We start from the raw sequence: 12,735 nt of genomic DNA, 5'->3' as shown, positions 1-12,735 counted from the left end.
CCACAGGCCACGGTAAAACAACGACTTACGATCAGCTCAGTGAGACAATTGTCTTCTTCAGGACAATTCCGTGTCCTCAAATGTAATAGGTCGATAAATCTCTACCCGGTCACCCTCAACTAACTCGCTATCTAAGGGTTTTATCTTTCCGAACACACCCACTTTCTGTGTTTCAAGGTCAATCTCTGGAAATAGGCGAACGATATTAGACGCCGTAATTGCCGTTAAAAGCGTCGCAGGACTGGTGACATCGACATCAAGCCACAATTGGTCTTTCTGATTGGCATAAATCACACTAGCTCTCATAACTTACACTCCCTTGTTTTTTACGACTCATTGAGCGGATTAAGCTTTCACCTTTTTGCTTGAGCATAAGCATGAGGCTTAGCACAATAAAGCCACCTGGGGGAAGAATCGCAAGCAGCAGGCCTTGAAAATCTTGCAAAACCGTAGTCTCTAAAAAGCTAAAGTGAGGTCCCAGTAGCAGCTCTGCATTCGCAAACAGCTCTCCCGTTCCCAACACCTCGCGTACGCCGCCAAGAACGACCAAAACCCACGTAAATCCGATACCCATTGCTAGACCGTCTAACACAGACATGACTGGACTATTTCTGGTTGAGAACGACTCTACCCGCCCCAGAATGGCGCAGTTGGTCACAATCAAAGGGATAAAAAGCCCTAAGACTTCGTGCAGCGATGGTAAAAAAGCGTTGAGGATTAAATCGGTCATCGTGACCAGAAGCGCAATGACTAAGATATTTAAAGGGATTCGGATCGCATGGCTGACCACATTCTTCATTAGAGAAGTTAACAGGTTAGCCCCAACCATGACTGCGGTTGTCGCCAATCCAAGGCCCAATCCATTGGTCGCACCATTCGTCACCGCAAGAAGTGGACAAAGTGCGAGTAACTGGCTTAGTACGATATTGTTATTCCAAAGGCCATTAGCAATTACGCTCTTTACTTCAGATACCTTACTCATCAAGCGCCTCCTTTTCTTGGGTTTCTTTAATCAACGAATGCGCTAACAGAACACGATGCACGCCCCTAACAACAGCCCTTGGCGTTATCGTTGCACCAGTGAACTGCTCAAATGTGCCACCATCTTTTTCAACACCCCATATGGGAGTATTCAATAAAGACAGGGAGTTAAAACTCAGAACCCAATCGCTTTTGGCAAGTTCTATTTTGTCACCGAGCCCTGGGGTCTCAGTATGACTCATCACACGTACATTTTTGATCACTCCTTCCACATCCACTGCCACCATAAAGCGAATATCACCGCTGTAACCCGGTTCAGCTCCGGAAAGTACGTAGTAAAGGGGTAAGCCAGTAGGATCACGTAACGTCATGACTTGATATGCACTTCCATCTAGCTCAATCTCGCTTGCGTTGTTAAATAGGCTCTCATCGATATTTGCATTCGGTACCAGCTCATTGAGTGTCGCGATATTTTTATTAAGTCTATTTTGTTCAATCAGCGGTTTCAGATAAGCACTTAGCTCTCCCAGCGCAAAAGCAGCTAACGCGCAGCTAAGCGCCAGCATCGCTACTTGAGCGGGCACGGTATTTTTGTCAAGCCTCTTGGCAGCAAATCCTCTGGGCAGTTTGAAGGTTACACTCATGACTGTGCCTCCCCTTTGACTTTTTGCTCAGCTCCAAAGCGCACCGGTTGGACATAATGATCAATCAATGGACTGGCTGAGTTGATGATTAAAATCGCAAAAGCGACACCCTCTGGATAGTTGCCAAACTCTCTAATCAGCCAGACTAATAGGCCCCCCAACGCGGCATATAATGCCTGCCCTTTGTAACTCGATGGTGATGTCACCATATCGGTAACAATAAAGAATGCACACATGATGGCGCCACCACTGAAAAGGTGGATGCCGGGACCTAGGAAACGGTCTGGCGATATCAGTGAAAAAACGGCTGCAGGAGTGACTAACGCACCGATAAAGCAACATGGTATAACCCAATTCAGCACGCGTTTATAGATAAGGTAAAAGCCACCCAATATTAAGAGAACCGCATTCATTTCGCCTAAGCTACCGGAATGATGCCCTAATATCAGATCTCGTGTAGCAGGAGGAATCACCTCCAAACTCAAAATGGTGGCTGAAGTAACACCATCAAATTCCAGCCATTGCGCAGCACTGCCGACATGTTCTCCGATAGGTTCATACCACTGTGTCATTTCAACGGGAAAACAGATCAACAAAAACACGCGTGCCAGCATAGCCGGGTTAAACAGGTTTTGTCCGAGGCCTCCGTAAGCCTGTTTACCGATGACGATAGCAAATGCGGTACCAAGCACGCACAGCAATAGCGGAAACTTTGGGGGTAAGCACATGGCCAATATCAAACCGGTCAATACCGCTGAACCATCAAAACACCCTAGGACGGGTTTTCCTTGTATTGCCAAACATATGAACTCAAAGACGATCGCTGAGCCAACACATGCGAGCATGATCTCTACTGCTGAAGGACCAAAGCTATAGGCGGCAAACGCACAAGCCGGTAGCAGAGCCAGCACAACTTGGTACATAATTTTAGTTGTCGAGTTATTTGAATGCGCATAGGGGCCAGCCCCTGGTTTGAAGTTAATCATGACGGAACTACCTCGCTATTAGTGCTAACTCTTGAACGGCCACGTTTACGTTTGGCCTTTTTCGCCTCTTTCGCTGCTCGTTTCAGCTCAGCTTCTTTTTCTAGCCGTATCTTTCTCGCTTCTGATAGGGCTTTTGCTTTCTCTTGACGGTGTTTTGATTGTTTGTTGTGACTCAAAACACTTTTGGCGTGATGGAAATACTCCGTCAAAGGGACTCTGGAAGGACAAATAAAGCTGCATGCCCCACAAGACATACACTGGTTGATACCCAAGCTCTCAGCCAATTCATAATTCGATGCTGACGCCGCTGCTTTCATTTGAAAAGGCATCAAGCCCATCGGACACGCTCGTACGCACTGGCCACAACGAATACACTCTTGTTGTTGATCGCTGCCTATTTCATGTGAGGTTAATGCCAGCAGCGCTGCGGTCGTTTTGTTGATGGGAACATCAAGATGTGTGACAACTTGCCCCATCATCGGTCCCCCGAAAATCAAGCGTTCGCACTCTAATGTTGTACCGCCACAATAAGCGATAATATCGCGGACCGTCGTGCCTAAAGGCACTTCAACATTCATTGGATTATCAATGCCCTGTCCCGATACCGTGAGTATTTTGGAAACAAGCGGACGGTTATATCGCACTGCCTGATACACCGCCCTTGCAGTCGATACGTTATTGACGATAACGCCAATATCGGTGGAACGCTGTCCATGGGAGACACATTTACCCGTTAAGGTCTTCGTCAAATGATGGGCTGAGCCCATTGGATAGACTGTTGGCACCATTTGGACATGGATATTTTCATCATCTGCCGCCGCTGACGTCATCGCCTCAAAGCTTTCTGGCTTGTTACTTTCAATTCCTATAAGCGCTTCAACTGCGCCGGTCGCTTTGAGAAGTAAACGTACTCCCTCGATGACCTCATTGCTATGTGAGCGCATGACAAAATCATCACAGCTAATATACGGCTCGCACTCTCCACCATTGATAATGAGCTGCTGAACGTTCGCTCGTTTTGCAAAGCGCGCCTTTGCGGCAGTTGAAAATCCGGCTCCCCCAAGACCAATAATTCCGGCATCTTCAATCTTCTGTAAGATTTCCTCTGACGTAAGGCTGTTAAATGGCTTTGAGGAAAACTCCCTGCCCCACGTTTGATCTTTAAAACACTTGATATGGATCGCATCAATTTTTAGCTGGCCTGGGTGATCGCTTATGTGAGGAGATATGGATTCAACTTTACCATTGACGGGGGAATGCAAAGGAGCTTGATTACGGTGCGTACCAATCGCAACCATTTGACCACGAACGACCTCATCACCTGCTTTCACTAAAGGCTTTAATATAGCCCCGTTTGGGAGTAGCAAAGAGAGATGCAAAACCTTCGGCGTGACTAATGGGGCTCTCCCAGAACGGCCACTCGTCAATCCTTTGTGTGACTCTGGATGGACTCCGCCTTTAAAAGGTCTACCCCAAAAACTTGTATATCTATCGACATTAATCATGAGGTCACCTCCGAAGTGGATGGCTTCGGCCAGATCCAAGATTGTGATGTCGCGTTAGGTGTGTAAATTTCTATGCAGCCTTGTGGACAGCTATCAACGCATAAGCGACATCCGGTACAGATATCGGTAATGACCGTGTGAATCTGCTTCGTTGCGCCAAAAATGCTGTCAAAAGGACAAGCTTTATAGCAACGAGTACATCCGCTGCAATAGGCTTCATCAATGCGAGCCAAAAACTGCGGGGCAATCTCTTCACTTGAGCTGCTAACACCTAATATTTTGCCTATCTCACTAACCAGTGACGCACCACCAGGAGGGCATTGGTCAATCGCCAATTCACCATCGGCCATCGCTTGCGCTGCCTGACGACAGCCTGCCTTTCCACACTGACCACATTGCCCTCCTGGCATCATCGCAACGATTTTGTCGACCGTTGGATCGCTCTCTACCACGAACACTCGTGACGCGATAGCGAGTAGCAAACCCAGAACGCCTCCAAGTACTGAAAATATCAATATTGCCATCTCTCTCTCCCTAAGAATCTGTCTATGCCATCCCGGCAAAACCCATGAACGCCATCGACAATAGCCCGGCGCTTAGAAATGCTATCGGTGTCCCCTTCATTGCCTCAGGTACATGACTCAGCGCAAGTTGCTCGCGCATCCCTGAAAACAAAACGATCACCAAAGTGAAACCAAACGATGAGCCCAAGCTAAACAACAAGGTATAGAGGAACGAAAACTCTTCTTGAATGACGAGTAGTGCTACACCCAGTACCGCACAATTTGTTGTGATTAAAGGAAGAAACACACCAAGAGCTTTGTATAAAGAAGGGCTATTTTTCTGGACGTACAACTCTGTCAACTGCACGACTGAAGCGATGACGACAATAAACGCTATCGTGCGTAAATACTCAAGCCCCATCGTTTGTAGAATAAAATGATCAAACAACCATGCGACCGTCGCTGCAACCGTGATAACAAACGTGGTCGCTATTCCCATCCCAAAAGCGCTACCAATGTTCTTTGACACCCCCATAAACGGACAAAGCCCAAGAAACTTAGCCAGCACCACGTTATTAACGAATGCTGCACCTAAAAACACTAGCAACCCATCCATGAAACACCTCTAACTAATAACGACAAAATCAATTAATAGAAGAGACTGTGCATTAAAAGTGCCAAATAATACTCATGTGAATTGCATCAAATTGATGCAATTCACATGAGTATTAGCCGATTTTATTGAGAAAATTATTATTAAAGCAGCTACATTTTGTAACTAAACTGACAATTTGTCTCCATCCATTGAGGTAGATCAATTCATACTCCCTTTGTTCTATTCAAATAAATCAAACCCTCTCAATCGGAATGGAAAATGCTTCCTATCTCTATAGCTAAGTAAAACGTCGTTGTGGAGGTCGTTGCTTTGAACATGACTATTAATCAATATATCAACCAGCTAGAAACTATTGACACCATCGAACTTGATGATGTGAGTGAGCCTATTGTCGTGACAGACACAAGTGGCAATATTGTCAATATCAGCAAGGCTTTGCTCGATCTGACAGGGTTTACTAAAACCGAACTACTTGGGCAAAGTTGTTCCATCTTTTCAAACGCGAGCACACCTAACTTTCTCTATGAACAGTTGTGGAAAACCATCACTCATGGTGAGAAATGGCAAGGAAATTTGATTAACTGTAAGAAGAGTGGCCAACCTTATATCGCTGAAGTTTCAATATACCCAATAAAAAACAGTCACTTTGAAGGGTATTATTCCATACAAAAGGATGTGACTAAATTATTTACCCAATCTCAGATATCCCACAACCATCGCTCTATATTTTCAGCAATATTAAACACGCGTTCTCTTTCATTAGTCATGCTAGATCAAGAGTTTAATATCACCTATTCTAGCCGAGGCCTCAAAGACAACATAGATGAAGTATTCTTCTATAAAACGCTTTACCCACAAATTGTAGAGGAGTTGAAAGCACTTGGCGATAAAATATGGCAAAGCTCGCAGCATCTTGAACTCGATATTGAGACACACCATCAATATCGAAGTTTCCACTGTTCGGTTGACCCACTGACGCTTCAAGAGAGTAAAGCGGATTGCTATTTTGAACCTAGCACCGAGCCTCACATCATCTTAGTGATCAATGAGCGTACGGAAAAACGCAGACTCCTCGAAGCACAACGCATTAGCGCAATGCAGCTACTTATCGCCGATAGAAAGCACGTCCATAGCATGCAAGAGGTGTTGATGGGAACTATCCACCAGCTCAAAGGCCCGCTGAATATGATTCAATCAGCCGTGAAAATCATGAATGGACGCAATCATCGCTGCCAAGGGCTTGAACTGATGAGCCAAGCGGTTGATGAAGGGTTTAATGCGCTTCAGTACATTCAGGATCATATTCCTGAGCGTAACGTCGAAAGTATGCAGGTCACCAACCTCAATGAAGTCATTCGGGATGCGTGCAGTATCAGTTCACAAAACTTAGTTTCCCACTACATCAAGCTTGACCTATTTCTCGAGCGGGAACTACCAGCGATTAACGCGATCCCTTCTCGCCTTATTCTTGCCTTAGTGCAGCTCATCGACAACGCAATTGAGCAAATTGAAGTTGCCAAACCCAGTGAGCGGGTCATTGCCATCAGTTCTTGTGTTGACGGTGATTCGGTGATGCTCAAGGTCGAGGACTCAGGCCTAGGTGTCAGCCCCAACAATCGCAATAAGATTTTCGAACCTTTTTATAGCTCGAAACCGACGTATAAAGCGGGGTGCCATGGCCTGGGGCTCTCCATTGTTCAACAAGTCGTCAATGATCATGCCAGTATCATTACCGTTGAGAAAAGCAGCGCTTACTCGGGTGCTAAGTTTGTTATTGCCCTGCCTATCGACAATGAGGGAGCCGGATTATGATTAACTCTGTAACCAGTAAACAGCTGCTCTCGACTCTCTATCGAGTATGCACTGAGCTCAATAGGAGTCTCGATTACCGAACCAATATTGCTTCTGTGATGCAAATTCTCCACGATGAGTGTCACCTATACGGAGGACTACTCGCGATTCGAGATAGAGAGCGCAACATCATGTTAGTCGAATCCGTCCACGCCCCTGATTCTCCGTTCTCTGCGCAAAGCAGCGCTATTAACTACAAAAACGGGGAAGGTATCATCGGTTCGATGCTTGAACACGGAGGCTCCGTCGTTCTCAAAAATCTGGGTAACGACCCTCGTTTTGCTGACAAACTCGCTATCTATGATTACGCTAAACCTTTTATCGCAGTGCCTCTAAAAAGCGTAAGTAAGGAGTTGATTGGGGTGATTTGTGCGCAACCTAACTCCCCCTTAGATGATGATCTACGAGTCATTAATGACTTTCTTGAGATGATCGCCAAACTCATCACCGTCAATATCCAACTCGCTCATTCGGTATCGAAAAAACATGACCAAATTAAGAGTGAGCGTGATGGCCTGCGTCGAAAAGTGCGCAAAGAACATGGTGTCGCTTCGCTTGTTGGTAACACCAAGGCCATGCGTGAAGTCTTTGATCAAATTAGGTTAGTCTCAAGGTGGGATTCGACCATTTTGATTCGCGGAGAATCGGGGACAGGTAAAGAGCTCATCGCCAACGCCATTCACTATAATTCACCACGCGCCAACCAACCCTTTGTTAAGCTCAACTGTGCAGCACTGCCTGATAACCTTCTAGAATCTGAACTTTTCGGCCATGAAAAAGGGGCTTTTACCGGGGCGGTAAAACTGCGTAAAGGGCGATTTGAAGTGGCTAATGGAGGCACCATCTTTTTGGATGAAATAGGTGAAACCTCCCCCGCTTTTCAGGCAAAATTACTGCGTGTTCTCCAAGAAAAAACTTTCGATCGAGTTGGCGGAACCGACCCTATTTCGGTCGATGTGAGAATCATTGCTGCAACTAACCGAGATTTGGAGAATGAAGTCGTTCAAGGCAATTTCCGCGAAGATATCTACTATCGCCTCAATGTCATGCCTATCTTCCTTCCTCCACTGCGTGAACGTTTGGATGATGTCCCCGCTTTAGCACTCTCGATTCTTGATAAACTATCAGGCATTCAAAATCGAAAACTCCATATCGACGAGCAGGCCTTGAGTTACATGATGACCTATCACTGGCCCGGGAACGTGCGCGAGCTGGAAAATACAATAGAGCGTGCCGCCGTTTTGAGTAGTGACGGGACCATCGATATTTCTCTCGTTCAACTTAATAGTTCTAGACAGTTTTCAACCTCAATTAGCAACCCAACACCACTAAGTAGCCCAAAATCAACGCCGTTCCCGGCAAAATTTAGTACACCACTACGGTCAGCAAACCAACCCAATAATGGCTATGGCGGCTTAAACCTTGAGTTTGATGAAGAAGAGAAACAACGAGTCATTCATGCACTAGAGCAAACGGGCTGGGTGAAAGCCAAAGCGGCTAGACTGCTCAACATGACGCCAAGACAAATTGCCTATCGAATCAAGACGATGAACATAGAGCTTAAGCAGCTATAAGATGTTGTCATTACGACAAACAACACAATGAATCAGGTTGTCTGATTTCAGACAACCTGATTCTTCATCCAACATAAACCACTGATTAAATTGAACATATCACCATTCCCGTTTAGGCATAAGCATTGCAACCACCATCTTAGAACAACACTAAGGATGGTTTATGGAAACAGCAGCACATCACGCCAGCGCAGGCGTCACTCATTTTATTGGCAAAGAGATACAAAATAGGATTGAGCAGCACCCTTGCTATTCAAAAAAGGCGTCAAACTATGCACGTATCCATTTACCTGTCGCTCCTGCTTGTAATATTCAGTGTAATTACTGCAATCGAAAATATGACTGCAGCAATGAGTCTCGACCGGGTGTCGTATCCAAAGTACTCCAGCCCATCGATGGACTGGCACGATTTCATAGTATCAAACAACACATGCCCAACTTATCCGTGGTAGGAATAGCGGGGCCAGGTGATGCTCTAGCCAACCCCAAAGTCACACTAGAGACGTTAAAACTGATTCGCGAGGATGACCCTTCAGTAAAGTTGTGTATCTCAACCAATGGGTTAGAACTCGCACAGTATGCGCCGCAGCTTGCCGCTATAGGTGTTGACCACCTTACGATCACCATCAACACCATTGATGAGAAGATTGCATCGAAAATTTATCCTTGGATTTTTTGGAACCACAAGCGTTATAAAGGAATAGAAGCTGCTCGTATACTGATTGAGCAGCAACTCAAAGGGCTGGAAGCCGCTATCGAGCAAGGGATGCTGGTCAAGGTCAATACTGTGCTTATCCCCGGCATCAACGATCAGTCAATTACTCAGCTTTCTAAAGCGCTTAAACAGCGGGGAGCTTTTCTTCATAACATCATGCCACTGATCTCTGAGCCTGAGCATGGTACCTACTATGGGCTCAATGAGATGCCCTCGCCCACCGAGCAGCAAATAGAAGAGGCTCGCAGTCAATCCGTGTTGTATCTTCCGCAAATGAGTCACTGCCAACAATGTCGAGCGGATGCCGTGGGTCAGTTGGATGCAGCTTGTTCTTCTAAAGACGACGCCCAATCGACCCGTGTCGCCATCGCAAGCAAAGGCACAGATATCATTGAGTGCCACTTTGGTCACGCCACACAAATGAACATTTACGATATTAACCAACATGAAATCCGTTTTGTGGAATCTCGTATGGTCGCACCCTACTGCTCAGGCCCTCAAGATTGCGAACGGCCAATGCCGGTTGAAGCGATTAAAGACTGCCAGCACCTTCTCAGTGTTCGTGTAGGGCTTGGTCCTTGGGAAGAGCTAGAAAATATGGGCATCATTCCTAATACCGACTTCGCTTATCTATCTGAGAGAGAGGCACTCTCCACCCTAGCTCAAACCATCAATGCCAACAATCTCTCTGCCAATAAGGAGGTGGGTTAATGAGCATGAAGATTACAGAGAAGTGTGTGGGTTGTTATGCCTGCTACAATGTCTGCCCGAATAGAGCCATTGCCGTCGACCCTGACGCTAAGCCCTCGTTCGCTATTCACCCCAAACGATGTAATGAGTGCGTTAACCAATTCGATTCACGTCAATGTGGTGAAATTTGCCCCGTAGAAGAAGCCATCACATCAAATGACCGACCACTCAACCCCGTGGGTTCTTTACAACCAGTCTCAGCCTTGCAAGGATTGTTATGAAAAATGAAGCTGAATATCGTATCTGGCTAGAGCTCATCAGCCGTTTTATTGGTGGTTTTAGTCGCTTACCAAACAACTTGGGGTTAGAACTCAACGTACTGAACACCATTCGCCGTGACTTGAGTATTACCACACTCGAAGACGGCCAAAGCCCCAATAATGAACTCCTTCCCGAGACGTGGCACGAGGATCTTGAAAATAGTCACCACAACTCGGTCTACGATGCCATTTGGAATGTGAGATACGAAGAAGAACATGATATGAAGTCATTGTTGGATGCACACATCAATCATGAGCTTGAGTATGGTGAAGCCATGTCCTCTTTGATAGCGAAAGCGAGCCTGATGCCATCTCACCTGTGGCAGATATTGGGTTTAGAGAGTCGTTCCAGGTTGGGCGAACTCATTCAGCTCTATTTCCCGACCCTTCACGAACAAAACACGCTGAATATGCGTTGGAAACGTTTTTTCTACAAACAGCTGTGCGAACAGGAAGGTGATTATGTATGTCGTGCCCCAAATTGCCTGCATTGCAGCAGTTTCAAAGAGTGCTTTGTATCTTAGTCAACAGCATCTTAGACAACGGTTTCTTACCCAGCGACAACCATTTAGGGCTTGAAGACTTAGCTATCGTCGATTTTGTAATCTCTGAGTTATAAGATAGCGATAGCTTTTATTTGTACCCAAACTTTATCTAATTCAGCCAACCCAAGTCGCGTTATCGAGCGACGAGTAATGAGGGCGCGAATGCAATCGCCCCCAATCAATCTGACTTCCACCAGCATTTCACCGCTAACCTTAGTTTCCTCAATTCGCTCTATCGTTGCCGATAAGATATTGAGCACTGAACTATCTAAAACTCGAGTTTTCGTTATGCTGACATCACTTGCGAGAATCTCGCAGCGCACTTGACCTTCATGATGAAGCGCACCTGTCATCCAAAGACGAATATCACCTTTACACAGTTCAGTCACACCATCCTCTGAATGCTGCGTGACGTGCATTTTTAGAACAGAACGGGGCTCACTTCCTCCTAAGGTCATATACGGTAAACACGCCTCCACACTACCTTGCTTTACCACCATTCCTTTGGACATGACCACCACATGATCTGCGAGTTTTATGACCTCAGAAACACTGTGAGTAACATAGATAATCGGGACTAAGCACTCTTTGGCCAGCGACTCCAAAAATGGCATCACTTCAGATTTTCGTTGCTCATCCAATGCTGACAGTGGCTCGTCCATTAATAGCACACTGGGTTCTGGCAATAGTGAGCGCGCGATGGCGACACGTTGCTTTTCGCCTCCAGAGAGACCAGAAAGCCCTCTCTCTAATAAGTGCGCTAAACCCAATAAATTAACCAACTGGTCAAAGCGTAGCTGCTGTTCGTGCGATAGAGAGTTACTGTGCATACCAAACATAATATTGGCTTTCACATTCAAATGTTGAAATAGCGCAGCCTGCTGGAATACATAACCTAGGCTTCTCTTATGAGTGGGGACAAAATCGAGACCCGACTTTGATTGCCAAACCTCATCATTGACAGAGACTAGACAGTTATCAAGCCTTGATAACCCCGCTAAAGCGCGTAACGTAGACGTTTTACCACAGCCTGACTCACCAAAAAGCACAGTGACACCGCTGCTTGGCAATTCAATTGTGTGATTAAGATGAAAACTGCCCAATTGGCTATCAACCTCAATTTTAATCATCCACAACCCCCTCTTTTTACCGCCCACTGATTTAGTTTATGGGCACTCATTAGGGCAACAAATGAAAATGTGAGCAGAGAGATTGATAGATAATGTGCCTTTTGGAACTCCATTGATTCAACCAGATTATATATCTCAACCGACATGACTCGCGTCTCGCCTGGAATATTGCCACCAATCATTAGCACGATGCCAAACTCCCCAAGCGCGTGACAAAAACCCAGAATCATAGAGGAGAAAATGAACGGCCAAGATAGAGGTAAAGCCACCTTCAAAAAGGTATTTACTGGAGAACAACCCAAGGTCGCAGCTGCCTCGAACGGCTCTTTGCCCAAAGACTCAAAGCCATTTCTAAGCGGCATCACCACGAAAGGAAGGGTATGAATCACGCAAGCAATCACAATCCCTGTAAAGCTGAACGGTATCGTTCCAAGACCTAAGGTGTTTAACCAAGAGCCCACAATACCATTTGGACTAAAGAACACTAATAGGTAGAAGCCCAACACCGTTGCTGGCAACACCATAGGTAACGTGACAATCGAAGCGACCCAGTCTCTATATGCCGCCTTTGTTTGTGATAACCACCAAGCTAAGGGAATACACACCAAGCATAGTGACAACGTCACTGAAAGTGACAGTTTTAGGGTGAGTGTGACTACTTGCCAATCAATCATA

The 12,735-nt window shown here is 45.9% G+C and carries 14 protein-coding genes; 5 read left to right on the top strand and 9 right to left on the bottom strand.

All coding sequences use genetic code 11. The features are described 5' to 3' along the window. Nucleotides 1-57: 57 nt before the first annotated feature. Genes GT360_RS06450 through rsxA form a run of 7 tightly spaced genes read right to left on the bottom strand, consistent with a single transcriptional unit; the run spans nt 58 to nt 5,235 of the window. Nucleotides 58-306 (bottom strand): RnfH family protein, encoded by a 249-nt coding sequence (locus tag GT360_RS06450; protein WP_164648081.1) that lies wholly within the window; start codon nt 304-306, stop codon nt 58-60. Next, the gene (locus GT360_RS06445; RefSeq protein ID WP_164648080.1) at nt 296-982 is read right to left on the bottom strand and encodes an electron transport complex subunit E; all 687 of its coding nucleotides are present in this window, start codon (nt 980-982) and stop codon (nt 296-298) included. The genes GT360_RS06450 and GT360_RS06445 overlap by 11 nt, the downstream gene beginning before the upstream one ends. Next, complete coding sequence (locus GT360_RS06440) at nt 975-1,625, bottom strand: RnfABCDGE type electron transport complex subunit G (RefSeq protein WP_239502598.1); 651 nt, start codon at nt 1,623-1,625, stop codon at nt 975-977. Before GT360_RS06440 ends, GT360_RS06445 begins: the two co-directional genes overlap by 8 nt. Further along, entirely contained in the window at nt 1,622-2,611 is a 990-nt protein-coding gene (locus tag GT360_RS06435) for an RnfABCDGE type electron transport complex subunit D (RefSeq protein WP_164648079.1), read from the bottom strand. The genes GT360_RS06440 and GT360_RS06435 overlap by 4 nt, the downstream gene beginning before the upstream one ends. Next, a complete protein-coding gene (rsxC, locus tag GT360_RS06430; RefSeq protein ID WP_164648078.1) occupies nt 2,608-4,116 on the bottom strand; it encodes an electron transport complex subunit RsxC in 1,509 nt (502 codons plus the stop codon). Before rsxC ends, GT360_RS06435 begins: the two co-directional genes overlap by 4 nt. After that, nucleotides 4,113-4,640 (bottom strand): RnfABCDGE type electron transport complex subunit B, encoded by a 528-nt coding sequence (locus GT360_RS06425; protein ID WP_164648077.1) that lies wholly within the window; start codon nt 4,638-4,640, stop codon nt 4,113-4,115. The genes rsxC and GT360_RS06425 overlap by 4 nt, the downstream gene beginning before the upstream one ends. A 22-nt stretch (nt 4,641-4,662) precedes the next feature. Beyond that, a complete protein-coding gene (rsxA, locus tag GT360_RS06420) occupies nt 4,663-5,235 on the bottom strand; it encodes an electron transport complex subunit RsxA (protein WP_164648076.1) in 573 nt (190 codons plus the stop codon). 315 nt (nt 5,236-5,550) lie between these two features. Here rsxA and nifL point away from each other — a divergent pair, with 315 nt between their 5' ends. The 5 genes from nifL (at nt 5,551) to GT360_RS06395 (ending at nt 10,909) form a co-directional block, all read left to right on the top strand. Next, the gene (gene nifL / locus GT360_RS06415; RefSeq protein WP_164648075.1) at nt 5,551-7,047 is read left to right on the top strand and encodes a nitrogen fixation negative regulator NifL; all 1,497 of its coding nucleotides are present in this window, start codon (nt 5,551-5,553) and stop codon (nt 7,045-7,047) included. After that, nucleotides 7,044-8,660 carry a nif-specific transcriptional activator NifA gene (nifA, locus tag GT360_RS06410; protein WP_164648074.1) on the top strand — a complete coding sequence of 539 codons (1,617 nt, stop codon included), beginning with the start codon at nt 7,044-7,046 and terminating at the stop codon, nt 8,658-8,660. The genes nifL and nifA overlap by 4 nt, the downstream gene beginning before the upstream one ends. 163 nt (nt 8,661-8,823) lie before the next feature. Further along, nucleotides 8,824-10,086 (top strand): nitrogenase cofactor biosynthesis protein NifB, encoded by a 1,263-nt coding sequence (gene nifB / locus GT360_RS06405; RefSeq protein ID WP_164648073.1) that lies wholly within the window; start codon nt 8,824-8,826, stop codon nt 10,084-10,086. Continuing rightward, nucleotides 10,086-10,346: a 4Fe-4S dicluster domain-containing protein gene (locus GT360_RS06400; protein ID WP_164648072.1), complete on the top strand. Its 261-nt coding sequence runs from the start codon at nt 10,086-10,088 to the stop codon at nt 10,344-10,346. Before nifB ends, GT360_RS06400 begins: the two co-directional genes overlap by 1 nt. Next, nucleotides 10,343-10,909, top strand: coding sequence for a nitrogen fixation protein NifQ (locus GT360_RS06395; RefSeq protein WP_164648071.1), 567 nt, complete (start codon nt 10,343-10,345; stop codon nt 10,907-10,909). Before GT360_RS06400 ends, GT360_RS06395 begins: the two co-directional genes overlap by 4 nt. Nucleotides 10,910-10,998: 89 nt before the next feature. Here the strand turns inward: GT360_RS06395 and modC are convergent, their stop codons facing one another. Next, complete coding sequence (gene modC, locus GT360_RS06390; RefSeq protein WP_164648070.1) at nt 10,999-12,060, bottom strand: molybdenum ABC transporter ATP-binding protein; 1,062 nt, start codon at nt 12,058-12,060, stop codon at nt 10,999-11,001. Next, on the bottom strand, nt 12,057-12,734 hold the full coding sequence (gene modB, locus GT360_RS06385; protein ID WP_164648069.1) for a molybdate ABC transporter permease subunit: 678 nt from the start codon (nt 12,732-12,734) through the stop codon (nt 12,057-12,059). Before modB ends, modC begins: the two co-directional genes overlap by 4 nt. Between the last annotated feature and the right edge of the window lies 1 nt (nt 12,735).

It is taken from the genome of Vibrio astriarenae (assembly GCF_010587385.1).
Lineage (GTDB): Bacteria > Pseudomonadota > Gammaproteobacteria > Enterobacterales > Vibrionaceae > Vibrio > Vibrio astriarenae.
The sequence above is the reverse complement of the archived record's forward strand: the minus strand, read 5'-3'. Positions and strand labels throughout refer to the sequence as shown.